Origin of the sequence: Virgisporangium aliadipatigenens, from assembly GCF_016863615.1 — a bacterium.
GTDB classification, from domain to species: Bacteria; Actinomycetota; Actinomycetes; order Mycobacteriales; family Micromonosporaceae; genus Virgisporangium; species Virgisporangium aliadipatigenens.
This window is the reverse complement of record NZ_BOPF01000002.1, coordinates 326,276-341,467: the sequence shown is the minus strand read 5'-3', so window position 1 is coordinate 341,467 and position 15,192 is coordinate 326,276. Positions and strand designations below refer to the sequence as shown.

Here is a 15,192-nt window from a genome sequence, read left to right as displayed (position 1 = left end):
GGTCACCCGCCGGCGGCGAGGTCGCTGAGCCGGCCGGTCTCCAGGTGCGCGACGTCGCCGCCGGAGTCCATGGCGGCGTCGAGCAGCATCGCCAGCGACGTTCCGAGCAGCGGCACGTCCTGCGGCGCGTCGGCCAGCCTGTGGTAGGTGTGCCACTCGTCCTCCCGCACCTCCGCCGTGCGGCACACGACCCAGTACGTCGTGTCCGCGCGGTAGTCGGTGGCGGCGGCGATCACCCGTCCGTCGGAGAGGTCGAACAGCCGCTGCATCGAGAAGCCCCGCACGTCGGTGCGGATCTGCTGGCGCCCGCCGGCCGGGGTCAGCCGCCACGCGCCGTCGAACAGCGAGGCGGCGCCGAGCCGCCCGTACAGGGCGAGCATCTCGGCCGGGCCCTCCCAGGGGCGTTCCTCGGCCGGGGCGGTGTCGTGCTCACGGACGAGCCGGTCGATGACCTCGCCGATCTCGTACGGGGCGGGTGCGAGGTACCAGCCGGCGACGGGGCGCAGGGCGCCGTCGGGATCCTGCGTGACGCCGACGAGCCCGCCGTGCAGGGCGACCGCGCTGTTGTCGCCGGCGACCCGGTCGTTGAGGTTGACGATCACCTTGGACAGGGTGGCCGGCACGCTGGTGCTGCGCAGCCCCGGCCCCCGGTAGAACCGTTCGCCGCTCGACGGGACGTCGCGGGGTTCGCCGACCGGCAGGTCGAGCATGCTGTTCGGCACGTCGACGGAGGTGCCCTTGAGGTAGGGGTAGAAGCGGGTCACCCAGCCGGTGATCATCTCGCCCCCGTAGGCGTCGACCGGGTTGTAGATGCGTCGCCAGAAGAGTGGATCGGCCTCGCCGGCGGCGGCCCGCACGAACTCGTCGGCGATCGGGGCCAGCGAACGGCACCACTTCTCCAGGCCGAACGTGCCCTCCAGGGCGGTGACCCGGGCCCGGATGCGCCGCCAGTCCTCCACCGTGCCGGTGAGTGTGATCGACGGGATGCCGCACACCGCCGACAGCCACAGCGAGAAGTAAGGCGAGTAGGCGTCCAGCATGACGATCCGGCCGACCGTGCGTTCGACCTCGGTGCTCGTCGTGAAGTCGCACTCGAAGAGGGCCGCGTCGTCGACCTCCGCGGCGAGCAGCTTGCCGAAGCTGTCGGTCAGCTCCGCCCACGACTGCGCGTCGGTCGGCACCGGCCCGTCGATGACGATCGTCAGCCGCTTCCTTCCGTTGTGGCGCACCAGCTTCGGGCGCAGTTCCTCGGCGTGCAGGCGAACGTGCTGCGCGACGCCGCCGGCGATCGTGAGCCACACGGCGTCGGGTGAGAGCACCAGCGGCCGATGGTCTGCGAACGCCCGCGCCACCGCGCTGAGCAACGGGTGCACGCCGTCCGGCTCGATCACCGGCAGCGCCGGATCGCCGCCGTACGCCAGCGCGTCCGGGAAGAGCCCGCCCACCGGTCGGGTCGGCAACGGGGAGGCGGCGGGAGTGACGTCGTCGACCGCGAACGTGACCATGCCCCGCACCGTATCGGTGATGTCGAGCGATATCACCATGGCGAGTTCTCGGTATGTCGCCGTGCGGCCGGTCGACGGGATGCTGCGCGCATGCGATTCCACAGACTCACGGCGGCCGTCGTCATCGCGGCGGGCGTCCTGGTTCCCACGGCGGCACACGCGGCGGGTCAGACCGGTCGGGCGATCGTCTGGTCCGACGACCCCGACGCGTCGATGTGCCTCGCACCGGGCACCCGCAACTGGAACAGCCTCGGCGACCTCGCCCGCAACGAGATCTGTTCCGACGACGTGGGCCTGTACTCGGTGTACCTCCCGGGCCAGAACGCCTCCGCCGGCACCGTGCACGTGACGGCGTACGGCACCGACGCGGCGTACTGCAAGGTGGAGAGCTGGGCGCCGGTGGGCGATTCGCAACGCGTCAAGGTGCGCTGCCGGGACACCGCGGGCGCGGCGGTCAACAGCCGCTTCACGCTCAGCTACGTCAACCAGGCGCCGCTGTCCGGGGGCTACCCGTTCGCCTACGTCTTCGGCAGCCAGCCGACCGCGGCCGCGTACACCCCGCCGGCGAACTACCAGTACAACTCCTCCGGCGGCGCCGCGAACACGATCACCCGCCAGTCGGCCGGCGTGTACACGGTGGACGTTCCGGGGCTGGGTGGGCTCGGCGGCCACGTGCAGGTCACCGGCTACGGGCCGGGCGGGGAGTGGTGCAACCCGTTCAACTGGAGCACCTCCGGCACGTCGGTGCGGGTCCAGGTGCGCTGCTACGGCGGCACGGGCGGGCCGGCCGACTCGAAGTTCACGATGACCTACGTCCGGAACGGGAACATCATCGACGGCGCGGTCTGCTGCCGGCCCAGCGGCGGGCACGGCACCTCGTACCTCTTCGCGCACCTCGCGCTCGCCGCCGACTACGAACCGGTGGACACCTACCGCTTCCTCGACGGCACCAGCCGGATCACCCGCCTCGGCACCGGCCGCTACCTGGTGAACTACGGCTGGGGAACGGTGAAACCAGGCGTCGTGCACGTCGGCGCGACCGGCAGCGGGCTCCGCTGCAAGGTGGAGTCGTTCGCCAGCGACGACAGCGCCGTCGTCGCCTGCACCACCCCGACCGGTCTGCCCGTCGACACCACCTACCTCCTCAACCACACCGGCGAGAAGACGATCGGCTAATCGGGGATCAGCCCCAGCTCACGGGCCCGGAGGACGGTCGCCAGCCGGTCTCCGGTCCCGAGCTTGCGATAGACGGCGGCGAGGTGCTTGTGGACGGTTCCGGTGCTGATGCCGAGCCGCCGGGCGATGGCCGCCGCGGTGAGGCTCTGCGCGAGGTGGGCGAGCACCTCCTGTTCCCGCCGGGTCAGCGGTACCGGGTCGGCGGCGAGCGGGATCCCGGCCGCGCGGAAGAGCCAGTCCGGTGCGGCACCGCAGCGGGCGAACCCGCGCCGCGCCGCCTCGGCCTCCCGGGCGGACTCCTCCGTCTTGCCGAGTGCCTGGTAGGCCGCGGCGAGCAGGGTCCGCGCGCGGGCCGCCCCGGCCCGGTCGCCGGCGCGGGTGAACAGCGTCGCGGCCCGGCCGGCGTGTTCGGCCGCGGCCGCCGGGTCGCTCGCGAGCGCCGCGTGCACCTGCGTCACCGCGATCATGCCGGCGCGGCGGGAGAGGCCGGGCGCCACGGCCAGCCGGGCCGCGCGCGCCGCCATGTCACCCGCACGCCGGTGGTCCCCCGCGGCGGCCGCGGCGGCGGCCAGCACCTCGTACCAGCGCGGCTGCCACACCGGCCGGATGGCCGGCAGGTCGGGGCCGCCACCGGCGCTCAGCAGCACCTCGGCGCAGCCGTCCAGATCGCCGGCCGCGTAGCGGGCCCAGCCGAGCATCCCCTCCGCCGTGGCCGGCTGCCAGTCCGCCCGGCCGGCGCCGGTGGTCAGCGCCACGGCCTCCTCGCCGAGGGCGTTCGCGGTCGCGACGTCGCCGGTCCAGAGCGTGGCCCAGCAGCGGTAGCCCTGGACCCGCGAGTGTGCGCTGCGGCCACCGGTCAGCAGCACGGACTCCAGCGCGTCGTCCAGCACCGCCAGCGCCGCGCGGAAGTCGCCGGTGTCGCAGTACAGCACGCCCTCGATCATCTGCAGCGAGCCGATGAGGTGACTCTGGCCGGTCGCCCGGGAGACGTCCGACGCCCGCCTGATGTGCCGCAGCGCGGCCCGGAAACGTTCCCGGTACAGCTCGCCGAGGCCGAGGAAGACGACGTCGTCGAGCCGGCCGGCGAGTTCGGTGTCGGGCATGGCGTCGGCCAGTTCGGCGGCCTCGTCGAGCCAGGCGACCGGGCGCGCGTCGTCGACGTCGAACGCCTGGCTCGACATCGCGCCCTTGCTGAGCGCGCCGAGCAGCAGGCCCCGGTTGCCGGTGTCGCGCGCCGTCGCGATCGCCGCCTCGACGGCCGTGTCGTCGGCGTCGCCGGGCATCAGGTGGGTCAGGGCCAGCGCCACGCGCAGGACGTCGGCGCCCTCGCCGGTCTGGGTCGCCAGTTCGCGGCGGAGCAGGGCGCGCGCCTCCGCGTGCTCGCCGAGCAGGTGTTGCAGCATGGTCAGGAACGTCACCGCGCCGACCCGGGGCGGCGAGCCCTCGGGGAGCAGCCGCAGGATCTGTTCGAGGAGTTCGCGGCTGTCGGCGAGGCGGCCGGAGTAGCCGAGCGCCTGGGCCCGCAGATGCAGCAGCGCCAGCCGTTTGCCGATGTTCTGCGGCCCGTCGGGCAGCAGCCCGAGCGCCGTGTGCAACCAGTGGGCCGCGGTGGCCGGCGTGGCGCGCATGGCCTCGGTCGCCGCCGCCAGCAGAAGTTCGACCGAGGAAAGCTCGCCGACCCGGGCGGACGCCTGGACGTGGACGGCGCGGTCGGTGACCGGGGCACCGCGGCGGGCCAGCTCGGCGGCGGCCCGGGCGTGCGCGGCCACCCGCCACCCGGGACCCGCGTGCTCGTAGGCGGCCGCGCGGACCAGCGGATGCCGGAACCGGAAGCCGCGCGGGCCGTCCGGCCGGATCAGGTCGTGGGCGGCGAGGTGGTCCAGCGCCGCCAGGGTGTCCACTGTGGACATTTCCGCGACGGCCGCGAGCAGTCCCGGGTCGGCGCCGTCGCCGGCCACCGCCGCCGCGTGCAGGACCGTCCGCGGCGTGGGTGCCAGCGCCGGCAGGATTTCGGTGGAACGCCCGGAGCCCCGCACGAGGATCTCCAGATGGAACGGGTTGCCGCCGCTCGCCTCGTACAGCCGGTGCCGCTCCCCCGGCCCGGCCGCGGCCGGCATGAGCGCACCCGCCTCCCCGAACGTCAACGGCCCCACGTCGAGCGCCGTCGCCACACCCCGCCGCACGGCGTCCTCGACCGACCGCACGAGCCGCTCCGGCGCCTGCCTCGGCCGGTAGGCGAACGCCACCACGACCCGGCCGCGCGGCGGGTGGCGCAGCAGGTGGTCGAGGAGTTCGAGGGAGCCCTCGTCGCTCCAGTGCACGTCGTCGAGGAGCAGCACCAGCCCGCGCCCGGCGGCGGTGCGCTCCAGCAGCCCGCGCACGGCGCGGTACACCCGGTAGCGCTCGGCCGGCAGGAACTCCCCCGAGGCGGCCTCGTCGAAGTGTTCGGCGAGCGCGTTGCGCACCGTGCCGAACGGCACCTCCCGCTCGAACTCCGCCGCCCGGCCCGCCAGCACCGGGAACCCGCGCCGTTCGGCGTCGGCGGCCAGTTCCTCCAGGAGCCGGGTCTTTCCTATGCCCGGATCCCCGCGCAGCGCCACGACGCAACCGCGGTCCAGGGCGGTGCGCAGGAGGGCCAGCTCCACGGTGCGCCCGACGAACGCGTTCGACAACCGAATCCCTTCATCGGCCCCGTGACGAGAGAGCCGACATCGTATCGATTGCGGTCAGCGCATCAAGCGCGTCCCGGGGCGAACCGCGCGGCCTGCCCCTCGTGCACGTCGCCGACCCACTCCCACCCGGGCCTGGCCGACGGGCCGATCCGCGGATCGTCGGGATTCCGCCCCTCCCGCAGGGCGAGCACGTACTCCCGATCCCGCGCGACGCGTGCGCCGACCTCGCCCGCCCCGCCGACCGACCCGTGCCCGGGCACCACCACCTCGACGTCGTCCGCGACGCCCGCCAGCAGCCGCAGCCCGGCGAGGTAGTCCTCGAACGGGTCGGCCGGACCACCCAGGCCGAACATCGGGATCAGGACGTCGGAGAGCATGTCGCCGGCGACGAGCACACCCCGCTCCTCGACGAACAGCGCCGCGTGGCCCGGCGCGTGCGCCCGATGCTCGATGATCCGCACCCGCGGGCCGTCCCACGGCACGTGTGTCGTCCCGTCGGGCAGGGCGGTGACGAGGCCGTACAGCTCCAGCGGAACCTGTCCGGCGATCTCGGTCTCCGCCAGGTGTTCGACGATCTGCTCCTTCGCGTCCGGGTCCGACAGTTCCTCGCGAACGGCGGCCGCACCGGCGGCCGTGCCGTACCGCGGGGCCGCGCCGAGGCGTTCGTGCCAGAGCAGGTGATCCCAGTGCGGATGCGTCGAGAAGCCGGCCACGACCGGGTGGCCCGCGTCGGACAGGTCGTTCGCCAGGCAGGTCAGCTCGCGTTCGGTGATCCCGGGGTCGATGAGCAGCACGCCGTCGCTGCCCCGCACCACGACGGCGTTGCTCTGGCAGAACTCGCTCTCGTGCACCAGCACGCCCTCCGCGACCCGCGTCAGCACGGCGGCCCCTTCCGGTTGTAAATCGCAACCACTCGTCGAGACCGTAGCCGCACCGGTTGTAAGGTGCAAGCACATGACCGCCGAACGCCATGCGCTGCACGGACTCGTGGCCGGCGTCGCGCCGCTGGACGAGCGGGAGGCCGCCGACCGCGCCGACGTGCTCTCCTGGATCGACAGCGGCGCCGAACTGTACCGGCGGGTGCCACCGGCCGACCCGCCGAAGCACCTCGTCGCCTACTTCCTGCCCTACCGCGCCGACACCGACGCGGTGTTCCTCGTCGCGCACCGCAGAGCCGGCCTGTGGCTGCCACCCGGCGGACACGTCGAGCCGGGCGAGCCGCCGTGGGAGACCGTCGTGCGGGAGGCCGACGAGGAACTCGGCATCGCGGCCCGGCCGCACCCGCTGACCCCGCAGCGGCGGCCACTCTTCGTCACCGTCAGCCGCACCGTCGGCCCGCACAGCCATCTCGACTGCAGCCTCTGGTTCGTCCTGGACGTCGACCCCGCGGAGGCGATGCGGCCGGATCCCGGCGAGTTCGGCGGCTGGCGCTGGTACCCGCGGGCGGAGGCGGCGGACCGGCCGACCGGGTGGACGGTGCCGGAGCTGCCGAGAATGCTCCACAAACTCGCCACCCTCCGTCAGACGGAGTGACCGTCTCGCGCAGTGGCGGGGTGGGGCGCGAAGAAGCGGACGATGTCCTCGGCCGCGGTGGGCGAGAGCATCATCGCCTGCACCCGCGCCGACATCTCGGCGATCGGCCCGATCCGGGCGAACATCGCCTCCTCGTAAGCCCGGATCGCCGCGTCGGGATCGGCCGGGCGGGCGGCGAACGCGGCGGCCAGTTCGGCGGCGTCGAGCATGGCCTGGTTGGCGCCCTCGCCGACGGGCGGCATGAGGTGCGCGGCGTCGCCGATGAGCGTGATGCCGGGGCGGTGTTCCCAGCGGGTGCCGGTGGGCATCGCCTCGATCGTGCGCACGGTCGGCGGGCCGTCGCCGGCCTCGATGAGCGCGGTGAGGCCGGGATCCCAGCCGTCGAAGACGTCCAACAGCGCGCGCTTGCTGTCCGGGTGGCGTTCGTCGGCGCGCAGGGAGGCCCCGACGCGGATGGTGCCGTCGCCGAGCCGTTGCGCCGCGAGGATCCGGTTGGCTCCGACGCACCAGAGGTTGCCGGGGCCGACCAGTTCGGCTAGGTGCGGGTGGTACCGGTCGGCGTCGGTGATGCTCAGCTCGGCCAGGGTGGCCACGGGAGACAGCGGGGCGTCGGTCAGCAGCGGTCGGACGGCCGAGCGTGCGCCGTCGGCGCCGACGAGGATGTCGCACCCGGCGCGGGTGCCGCCGTCGAACGTCAGGCCGAACCCGCCCTCGGGTCGTGGCGTCACCGATGCGAGCCGGTGCCGCCAGTGCACCGCCTCGGCGGGGAGCGAGTCGAGCAGGAGTTCGCGCAGGACGCCGCGGTCGATCTCGGGGCGCCCGGCGAACGAACCGGGTGGCGGCCGGTGGTGCACGAGGACGCGCCCGGCGGGGTCGAGGATGCGATGTTCCTCGCCCTCCGGCCGGGCCTCGGCACGGAACCGGTCACCGAGGCCGGCGTCGGCCAGGGCCCGTTGCCCGGACTCCGGGTGCAGGTCGAGCGATCCGCCCGGGGAACGTGCGGCGCGGCCGGGGTCGCGTTCGTACACCCGCGCCTCGATGCCGTGCCGGCGCAGGATCCGCGCCAGCGTCAGGCCGCCGAGGCCGCCACCGGCGATCGCGATTCGCATCGTCATCTCCGTTACCGTACGGTGTACCTTATGGATATGCCGTACGGTAGCGCACCGCTGCCCGTCTGGGAACGGCCCGAGCCCCGACCCCGGGCGGCGCCGGTGCCGCTGAGCCGCGCGAAGATCGCCGCCACGGCGATCCGGATCGCCGACGCGCAGGGCCTCGAGGGGCTGTCGGTACGCAAGCTCGCCAAGGAACTCGGCGTCGGCCCGATGCGGCTCTACGACTACGTGGCCAACCGTTCCGAACTGCTGGACCTGATGGTCGACGCGGTGTACGCCCGGATCGCCGAGGCCGACGAGCACACCGGATGGCGCGCCACGCTCCTCGCCGTGGTGCACCGCACGCGCGAGGTCGCGCTGGAGCACGAGTGGTTCGTCGACCTGCTCGGGGCGCGGCCGCACCTGGGCCCGCACGCGCTGGCCGTGGGCGAGTCGACGGCCGCGGCGCTCAGCCGGGCGCCCGGCGTGCGGGGCATCGAGGATCTGCAGCGGGCGGTGGGGGCGCTGAACGCGTTCCTGGTCGGCGCGCTGCGCAGGGAGATCACCGAGCGCCGCACGGCCCGTTCCACCGGCACCGACGTGTCGGACTGGCAGGCCGCGCTCGGCCCCTACCTGACCCGCATGCTGGACACCGGCCGCTACCCCACCGTCGCCCGGCTCGTCGTCGACGGCGCCCACCTCGACGCCGCGGAGACGTTCCACCACACGCTGGTCACCATCCTTTCCGGCATCACCGGCCGGCGGGATCCGTGACGTTGCGGATCAGCCGGTCCAGCACCCGCAGCGCCGCCGCGTAGTCGGCGTCGTCGATCCCCGCGTGGATCAGCGCGCGGATCGCGGGTGCGCGTTCCTTCATGCCGATCCGGGCCCGTTCGCCGGCGTCGGTGATCGACCACCTGGACTCCCCGTCACGCGTGAGCCAGCCCCGGCCCAGCAGCACGTCGGCCTCGGCGCCCAGGTCGTCCTCGGGGCGGAGGTAGGTGCGCATCGCGTGTGCCAGCTCGGGGATGGTCATGCCGCGGCCGTCGGGCGAGAGGTCGTTCGTGGAGAGGTGGCGCAGCAGCCAGAACTGCGGCTGGCTGAACCCGAACTCGGCCTGCCGCGCACGGGTGAAGGCGGACAGGGCCTCGTGGGCGACGCCGGTCCAATAGGTGGTGGGCTGGGCCGCCAGTTCGGCGTCGGTCAGGTGTGCCAGATCCATGCGAGCGAACGTAGGGACTCAACCGCACTTGAGGTCAAGCGTGGCCGTTCAGCAGGCGCAGGGCGTCGTGGACGTAGCCGTGCGTCGCCGCCAGGGCGTCGCGCGCGCGGTGCGCGTCGGTGCCCGCCAGCAGCGTCACGACGGCCACCTTCGCCTCGCCGGCCGACGCGCGCAGCGCCTCCCGGGCGGCGGCCACGTCGACGCCGGTGGCCTCGGCCACGATGCGCACCTGGCGGTCGCGCAGCTTCTCGTTGCTGGCGAGCATGTCCGTCATCAGGTTGGAGTAGGTGCGACCCAGGCGCACCATCGCGGCCGTGGAGAACGCGTTCAGGATGAGCTTCTGCGCCGTGCCGGCCTTCATGCGGGTGGAGCCGGTGAGCACCTCCGGACCGGTGTCGACGCCGACGTGAACGTCCACAGTGGACGCTATCGGGGCGGCCGGGTTGGCCGAGATGAGCACCGTGGCGGCGCCCCGGGCACGCGCGGCGACGAGAGCCGCGCGCACGTACGGCGTTCGACCGGATGCGGTCAATCCGACGACCAGGTCGCCGGCGACCACCTCGCCCGCGACGGCGGCCCCGGCGCTCTCGTCGTCCTCGGCGCCCTCGGACGGGTTGGTCAGCGCGTGGGTGCCGCCGGCCAGGTGCGCGACCACCCGGCCGGGCTCGATCCCGAACGTCGGGATCAGCTCGGCCGCGTCGAGCACCGCGATGCGGCCCGAGGTCCCGGCCCCCACGTAGTGCACGCGGTGCCCGGCGGAGAGCGCGGCGACGGCCAGCTCCACGGCGGCGGCCAGCTCCGGCAGCACCTTCCCGACGGCGTCCGGAACGGCGCGGTCCTCCTCGTTGACCAGCCGCAGCAGGTCGAGCGTGGGCATCCGGTCCATCCCGGCGCTGCGCGGGTTGCGCTGCTCCGTGCGCGCCAGCGCGCTCACCCGCGCCGCCCGACGCGCCGGCCGCTGACGGCCTGGTAGGTGGCCTCCAACGCCATCCTGGTCTCCTTGTACGTCCGCTGCGCCACCCCGACGAACACGCAGTCGATCACCGTCAACTGTGCCAGGCGGCTCGCCATCGCACCCGAGCGGAACGTCGTCTCCCGCGCGGCCGTGGTCAGCACGTGGCCCGCGACCTGGGCGATCGGCGAACGGGGGAAGTTCGTCAGGGCGACGGTGTGCGCGCCGCGCCGGCCGGCCTCGGTGAACGCCTCGATGGTGTCCACGGTGCTGCCGGTGTGTGAGATGCCGAACGCGACGTCCCGCCCGTCGAGCAGCGCCGCGCTGGTCAGCGCCACGTGCAGGTCGCTCCAGGCGTACGCGACGCGGCCGATGCGGTGCAGCTTCTGCTGGAAGTCCTGGGCGACGAAGGCGCTCGCGCCGACCCCGTAGATGTCGACCCGGCGGGCGGCGGCGACCAGGTCGACGACCCGTTCGAGCACGGCGAGGTCGAGCTGGGCCGCGGTCTCCTCGATCGCGCGGGCGTCGGCGAACGCGATCTTCCGCACCACCCCGGCCAGGTCGTCGCCCTCCCCGATGTCGCTGCCGATGCTCTCCTCGGGCGCCGACCGGCCCGCCTCCATCGCCAGGGCCAGGCGCAGTTCCGCGTATCCGCCGAGGCCCATCGCGCGGCAGAAGCGGATGACCGTGGACTCGGAGGTGCCGGCCCGCCGCGCCAGGTCCGTGATGGTCAGGTGGGCGGCCGTCGCCGCCTCGTCGATGACGACCTGGGCGACCCGACGTTCCGCCGGGGACAGGGAGGGCAGCAGGCCGCGGGCCCGGACCGCGGCAGTGGTCTTTCCGGGGGAACTGGTCACGCGATAATGCTTCCTTGATGAGCCGGACGATGGTGGTGGGGGTCGACGCGGGCGGCACGCGCACCCGATGTGTCGTGGCCGCACCCGACGGCACGGTGGCCGGCCGGGGCCGGGCCGGCGGCGCCAATCCGCACAGCAGCGGCGGCGCCCTGGTGGAGACGCTCGCCGCCGCATTGGGAGCGGCACTGTCCACTCTGGACGGACGCGACGTGCGGCTGGGCGTGTTCGGCGGGGCCGGTTCCGCCGGGGCGGGGGCCACCGGGTTCCGCGCGGCCGCCGCGGACGCCTGGGAGCGCGTCGGGCTCACCGGGAAGGTGCACACGGTCACCGATCTGGAGGTGGCGTTCGCGGCGGGGACGGCGGAGCCCGACGGGGCGCTGCTGCTGGCCGGCACCGGCGCGGTCGCGGTGCGCTTCGCCGGCGGTGCCGTCGCCCGGCGCTGCGACGGCTACGGCTGGCTGCTCGGCGACGAGGGTTCCGGGGTGTGGCTGGGCGTGCGGGCGCTGCGCGCCGTGCTGGCCGCCCTCGACGGCCGGGGCGAGCCGACCGCGCTCGTCGCGCCGGCGTGCGTGCTGCTGGGCATCCCCCCGCAGTCCTGGGCCGGCCTTCCGGCGCGGTCCTGGGCCGGTCCTGACGAACGCGAGGCCCTGGCGCAGGCGGTGCTCGCGGCCGCGTTCGCGCAACCGCCGGCCGCGCTCGGCCGCCTGGCGCCGCACGTGAGCGCCGCCGCCGACGACGGCGACCCGGTGGCCGTCCGGCTCTGCGCCGAGGCCCGGGACCGACTGCTGCACAGCCTCGACACGGTCGGTCCGCGCGTGGGGCGGCCCGTCGTGCTGGGCGGCTCGGTGCTCCTGCGGGACGGCCCGATCGCCCGCGAGATCCGCGCCGCCGTCGCCGAACGCTACGAAGTCCGGCCGCGCACCGCGTCCGACGGTGCCGGCGGCGCCGCCGCGCTGGCGCTCGCGCGCCTCACCGGCACGACGGTGGACCCGACCGTCCACCGTCGACTGACCTCCGGTCATGAGCCGGGCCGCGAGTAGAGCAGGTACGGCCGGCGCCGCGCCTCGAACGCGGCCAGTTCGTCCCGCCACGCGCCGACCACCTCGTCGGTGGGCGCACCGGCGTCGACCATCGTGCGCATCCGCGGCGAACCGGTGAGCAGGTCGATCCAGTAGGGGCGCGCACCCCCGTCGACCCGCCACGCGAAGGCGGGAAACGTGCGCGCCGCTACCACCATCGCCACGCCGGTGCGGATCGGGTCGAACGCGGCCTGGTCGGTGACCTTGACCTCCACCCCTGCACACAACCGGCCGGTGAACTTGTTGAACGTCGGCGTGAAGTACGCCTCGCGGAACTCCACGCCGGGCAGCCCGTAGGAGTTCACCAGGTCGCCCCAGCGGTAGTCGAAGTCGGGCCCCCCGATCAGCTCGAACGGCCGCGTGGTGCCGCGCCCCTCGGACAGCGACGCGACCCCCTCGAACATGCACGTGCCCGGGTACACGATCGCCGTGTCGGGCGTCGGCACGTTGGGGCTGGGCAGCACCCACGGCAGGTCGGTGTCGCCGGCCCGCAGCCGCCCGAACCAGCCGTGGCACGACACGACCTCCAGGTGCACCCGGCGCCCGGCCTCGGCCGGCAGGAACTCCCCGTTGTAGAAGCGGGCCAGCTCGCCCACGGTCATGCCGTGCTGCTGCACGATCTCCTTGCGGCCGACGCCGGAGGTGTAGCCGGCCGTCATCATCGGCCCGAACGCCTTACCGCCCACCGGGTTGGGCCGGTCGAGCACCACGTAGCGCAGCCCGAGCCGGGCCGCCGCGCACATCGAGTCGTAGAGCGTCCAGATGTACGTGTAGAACCGCGCCCCGATGTCCTGGATGTCGAAGACCACGGTCCGCACGCCCGCCGCGGTGAACATCCGCGCCCACGCCTCCTGGGTGGCGCCGTAGGCGTCGTAGACGGTCAGCCCGGTGCGGGCGTCGATCCCGGTGCCCTCGCTGCCGCCGGCCTGCGCCGAGCCGCGGAACCCGTGCTCGGGCCCGAACACGCCGCCGATCGACACGCCGTCGGCGTGCATGCGGTCGACCAGGTGCCGGTACTCCCGGTCCACCCCGGTCGGGTTGGAGACGACGCCGACCCGTTGCCCGCGAAGCGTTTCCCAGTCGGACGCGGCGAGCCGGTCCAGGCCGGTGCGCACCGGCACGCGGGGCAGCAGTCCGGGCAGCGCGGCCGCCGGAGCGGAACCGACGAGTCCGGCACCGGCCGCCGCGCCGGCGCCCGCCGCCTGGAGGAAACGCCGCCTACTACCGGTCATGGCGGCGAAACTACTAGTGATACGACTGGGTGGCAATAACCTTCGGAGCCCTTGCAACTTTTGAAGGAAAGCACCATCCTGGCCAACAACTGCCATCGATACGTCGAAAGGTATTGATGATGAGGCGAACGTCGGTGCTGCTCTGCACTGTCGCCTGCCTCGTCGCGAGCCTGGGCAGCCGGGCCGGCGCGGCCCCGCCCCCCGCCGCCGGACCGCCGACCGTCACGCCGGCCGAGATCACGTTCCGCGACGACGTGTTGCGCGCCGGCGCGGCCGGGCAGGTCGGCCTGCTGCCGGGGCCGGTCGCCGCGCTGCGCGACATCGCCGCGTCGTACCTGCGGCCCACACCCGACCATCCGGACCACCCCGCCTACGCCGGCGCGACGGTGCTCGCCGCGCACGAGGGCGTCGTGGTGCAGCGCTTCGCGGTCGGGGACGCCGTGCGCTACGCCGCGATCGGCGTCGAGCTGCCGCCCGCCGAACGCCGGGCCGCCCGGGTCGACACGATCTACGACGTCGCGTCGGTGTCGAAGCTGTTCACCACGATCGCGCTGTTGCAGCAGGTCGAGGCCGGCCGGGTGGCGCTCGACGCGCCGGTGGCGCGCTACCTGCCGGAGTTCGGCAAGCCGACCGTCACCGTGCGGCACCTGCTGACGCACACCTCGGGGCTGCCGGCGTTCCTGCCGTTCTACAGCCTCTACCCCACCCCGGCGCAACGCCTCGCGGCCGCGCTCGCCACGCCCGTCGTCGACGGCACCGCGCCGGGGAAGCAGTACGTGTACTCCGACATCGGGCTCATCGCGCTGGGCGTGCTCGTGGAGCGCGTCTCCGGCAAGGGCCTGGCGCGGGCCGTGCGGGACGGCATCACGGGCCCACTGTCCATGAAGGACACCCGGTACAACCCGCCGGCCGCACTGCGCGACCGGATCGCCGCCACCGAGTACCAGCCCTACGTCGGGCGCGGCATGGTGCACGGCGAGGTGCACGACGAGAACGCCTGGGCGCTCGGCGGTGTCTCCGGCCACGCCGGCCTCTTCTCCACCGTGGACGACCTGTCGATCCTGTGCCAGACGCTGCTCAACGGCGGTGTCTACAAAGGACGGCGGATCCTGCGCGAGGGGACCGTGCGGGACACGCTCGTCAACTACAACGCCGGCCTCGAGCTGTCGTACCCCGACAGCGACCGCGGGCTCGGGTTCGAGCTGGGCAAGCACTCCTACATGGACGCGATGGCCTCGCCGGTGACGTTCGGGCACACCGGCTTCACCGGCACCTCCGTGGTCGTCGACCCGCTCAGCCACTCGTTCCTCATCCTGCTGAGCAACCGCGTGCACCCGGACCGCGCATGGGGCACCAACACCGTGGCCCGGCGCGCGCTGGCGCGGTCGTTCGCCGACGCGCACCCCGTGCGGCCCCCGCTCGGCGGCCGCGCGTGGCGCACCGAACGCCGCGACAACAGCACCGTCACGCTGACCGCCCCGTTGGATCGTCCGGCGCGGGACGGCGCCGCGGCGACGTTCCTCCTCTGGTACGACACCGAACCGCGCTACGACGCCGTCTCCGTCGAGTCGTCGGCCGACGGCGCGGCGTGGACGACGGTGCCGCTGGCGCTGCGCGCGCCCGGCCGAGGGTTCACCGCCGACGGCCCGCTGACCGGATACGGCGGGCGGCGGTGGTGGCAGGTGACGGCGAGCCTGCCCGCCGGTGCCACGCACCTGCGGTGGAGCTACCGCACCGACGTCGGCGCCCAGGGCCGCGGCGTCTACGCCGACCACATTCTCGCGTTCGACCGGCACGGCGCCCTGTTCACCGACGAGGCCCGCCTGGTGGCGGACGGATGGGTGCCGGCCACCACCTAGCACGGATTCGGGGG

Annotated in this window: 13 protein-coding genes; 5 read left to right on the top strand and 8 right to left on the bottom strand. The window is 74.1% G+C overall.

Annotated elements, in window-relative coordinates:
* Positions 1-2: 2 nt before the first annotated feature.
* Positions 3-1,505: a DUF4419 domain-containing protein gene (locus tag Val02_RS02215; RefSeq protein ID WP_203897118.1), complete on the bottom strand. Its 1,503-nt coding sequence runs from the start codon at positions 1,503-1,505 to the stop codon at positions 3-5.
* Between the two features lie 90 nt (positions 1,506-1,595).
* Here Val02_RS02215 and Val02_RS02210 point away from each other — a divergent pair, with 90 nt between their 5' ends.
* The gene (locus Val02_RS02210) at positions 1,596-2,681 is read left to right on the top strand and encodes a hypothetical protein (RefSeq protein WP_203897117.1); all 1,086 of its coding nucleotides are present in this window, start codon (positions 1,596-1,598) and stop codon (positions 2,679-2,681) included.
* Here Val02_RS02210 and Val02_RS02205 read toward each other — a convergent pair.
* Positions 2,678-5,353 (bottom strand): ATP-binding protein, encoded by a 2,676-nt coding sequence (locus Val02_RS02205; protein ID WP_203897116.1) that lies wholly within the window; start codon positions 5,351-5,353, stop codon positions 2,678-2,680. The genes Val02_RS02210 and Val02_RS02205 overlap by 4 nt on opposite strands.
* Before the next feature lie 62 nt (positions 5,354-5,415).
* Complete coding sequence (locus Val02_RS02200; protein ID WP_203897115.1) at positions 5,416-6,234, bottom strand: MBL fold metallo-hydrolase; 819 nt, start codon at positions 6,232-6,234, stop codon at positions 5,416-5,418.
* A 73-nt stretch (positions 6,235-6,307) separates the two neighbouring features.
* Here Val02_RS02200 and Val02_RS02195 point away from each other — a divergent pair, with 73 nt between their 5' ends.
* A complete protein-coding gene (locus Val02_RS02195) occupies positions 6,308-6,886 on the top strand; it encodes an NUDIX hydrolase (protein ID WP_203897114.1) in 579 nt (192 codons plus the stop codon).
* Here Val02_RS02195 and Val02_RS02190 read toward each other — a convergent pair.
* A complete protein-coding gene (locus tag Val02_RS02190) occupies positions 6,874-8,001 on the bottom strand; it encodes an FAD-dependent oxidoreductase (RefSeq protein WP_239151674.1) in 1,128 nt (375 codons plus the stop codon). The genes Val02_RS02195 and Val02_RS02190 overlap by 13 nt on opposite strands.
* A gap of 30 nt (positions 8,002-8,031) precedes the next feature.
* Here Val02_RS02190 and Val02_RS02185 point away from each other — a divergent pair, with 30 nt between their 5' ends.
* Complete coding sequence (locus Val02_RS02185) at positions 8,032-8,751, top strand: TetR/AcrR family transcriptional regulator (protein WP_239151652.1); 720 nt, start codon at positions 8,032-8,034, stop codon at positions 8,749-8,751.
* Here the strand turns inward: Val02_RS02185 and Val02_RS02180 are convergent.
* From Val02_RS02180 to Val02_RS02170, 3 genes are read right to left on the bottom strand one after another with little or no spacing between them, the layout of a single operon-like run.
* On the bottom strand, positions 8,729-9,199 hold the full coding sequence (locus Val02_RS02180) for a winged helix DNA-binding protein (RefSeq protein ID WP_203897112.1): 471 nt from the start codon (positions 9,197-9,199) through the stop codon (positions 8,729-8,731). The genes Val02_RS02185 and Val02_RS02180 overlap by 23 nt on opposite strands.
* Positions 9,200-9,233: 34 nt before the next feature.
* Positions 9,234-10,133 carry an N-acetylmuramic acid 6-phosphate etherase gene (murQ, locus tag Val02_RS02175; protein WP_275415535.1) on the bottom strand — a complete coding sequence of 300 codons (900 nt, stop codon included), beginning with the start codon at positions 10,131-10,133 and terminating at the stop codon, positions 9,234-9,236.
* Positions 10,130-11,008 (bottom strand): MurR/RpiR family transcriptional regulator, encoded by an 879-nt coding sequence (locus tag Val02_RS02170; RefSeq protein ID WP_203897111.1) that lies wholly within the window; start codon positions 11,006-11,008, stop codon positions 10,130-10,132. Before Val02_RS02170 ends, murQ begins: the two co-directional genes overlap by 4 nt.
* Positions 11,009-11,025: 17 nt before the next feature.
* On the opposite strand from Val02_RS02170, the gene Val02_RS02165 reads away from it, so the two are divergent.
* Complete coding sequence (locus Val02_RS02165; RefSeq protein WP_203897110.1) at positions 11,026-12,048, top strand: N-acetylglucosamine kinase; 1,023 nt, start codon at positions 11,026-11,028, stop codon at positions 12,046-12,048.
* On the opposite strand, the gene Val02_RS02160 is transcribed toward Val02_RS02165, so the two are convergent.
* Positions 12,027-13,319, bottom strand: coding sequence for an exo-beta-N-acetylmuramidase NamZ family protein (locus Val02_RS02160; RefSeq protein WP_203897109.1), 1,293 nt, complete (start codon positions 13,317-13,319; stop codon positions 12,027-12,029). The genes Val02_RS02165 and Val02_RS02160 overlap by 22 nt on opposite strands.
* Before the next feature lie 119 nt (positions 13,320-13,438).
* Between Val02_RS02160 and Val02_RS02155 the strand changes: the two genes are divergently transcribed.
* Complete coding sequence (locus Val02_RS02155; protein WP_203897108.1) at positions 13,439-15,178, top strand: serine hydrolase domain-containing protein; 1,740 nt, start codon at positions 13,439-13,441, stop codon at positions 15,176-15,178.
* Positions 15,179-15,192: the final 14 nt, after the last annotated feature.

Bases quoted from the DNA above. Each gene is read 5' to 3' on its own strand.
- Val02_RS02215 (WP_203897118.1), bottom strand. From the start codon at position 1,505: ATGGTCACGTTCGCGGTCGACGACGTCACTCCCGCCGCCTCCCCGTTG.
- Val02_RS02210 (WP_203897117.1), top strand. From the start codon at position 1,596: ATGCGATTCCACAGACTCACGGCGGCCGTCGTCATCGCGGCGGGCGTC.
- Val02_RS02195 (WP_203897114.1), top strand. From the start codon at position 6,308: ATGACCGCCGAACGCCATGCGCTGCACGGACTCGTGGCCGGCGTCGCG.
- Val02_RS02190 (WP_239151674.1), bottom strand. From the start codon at position 8,001: ATGACGATGCGAATCGCGATCGCCGGTGGCGGCCTCGGCGGCCTGACG.
- Val02_RS02185 (WP_239151652.1), top strand. From the start codon at position 8,032: ATGCCGTACGGTAGCGCACCGCTGCCCGTCTGGGAACGGCCCGAGCCC.
- Val02_RS02180 (WP_203897112.1), bottom strand. From the start codon at position 9,199: ATGGATCTGGCACACCTGACCGACGCCGAACTGGCGGCCCAGCCCACC.
- Val02_RS02165 (WP_203897110.1), top strand. From the start codon at position 11,026: ATGAGCCGGACGATGGTGGTGGGGGTCGACGCGGGCGGCACGCGCACC.
- Val02_RS02160 (WP_203897109.1), bottom strand. From the start codon at position 13,319: ATGACCGGTAGTAGGCGGCGTTTCCTCCAGGCGGCGGGCGCCGGCGCG.
- Val02_RS02155 (WP_203897108.1), top strand. From the start codon at position 13,439: ATGAGGCGAACGTCGGTGCTGCTCTGCACTGTCGCCTGCCTCGTCGCG.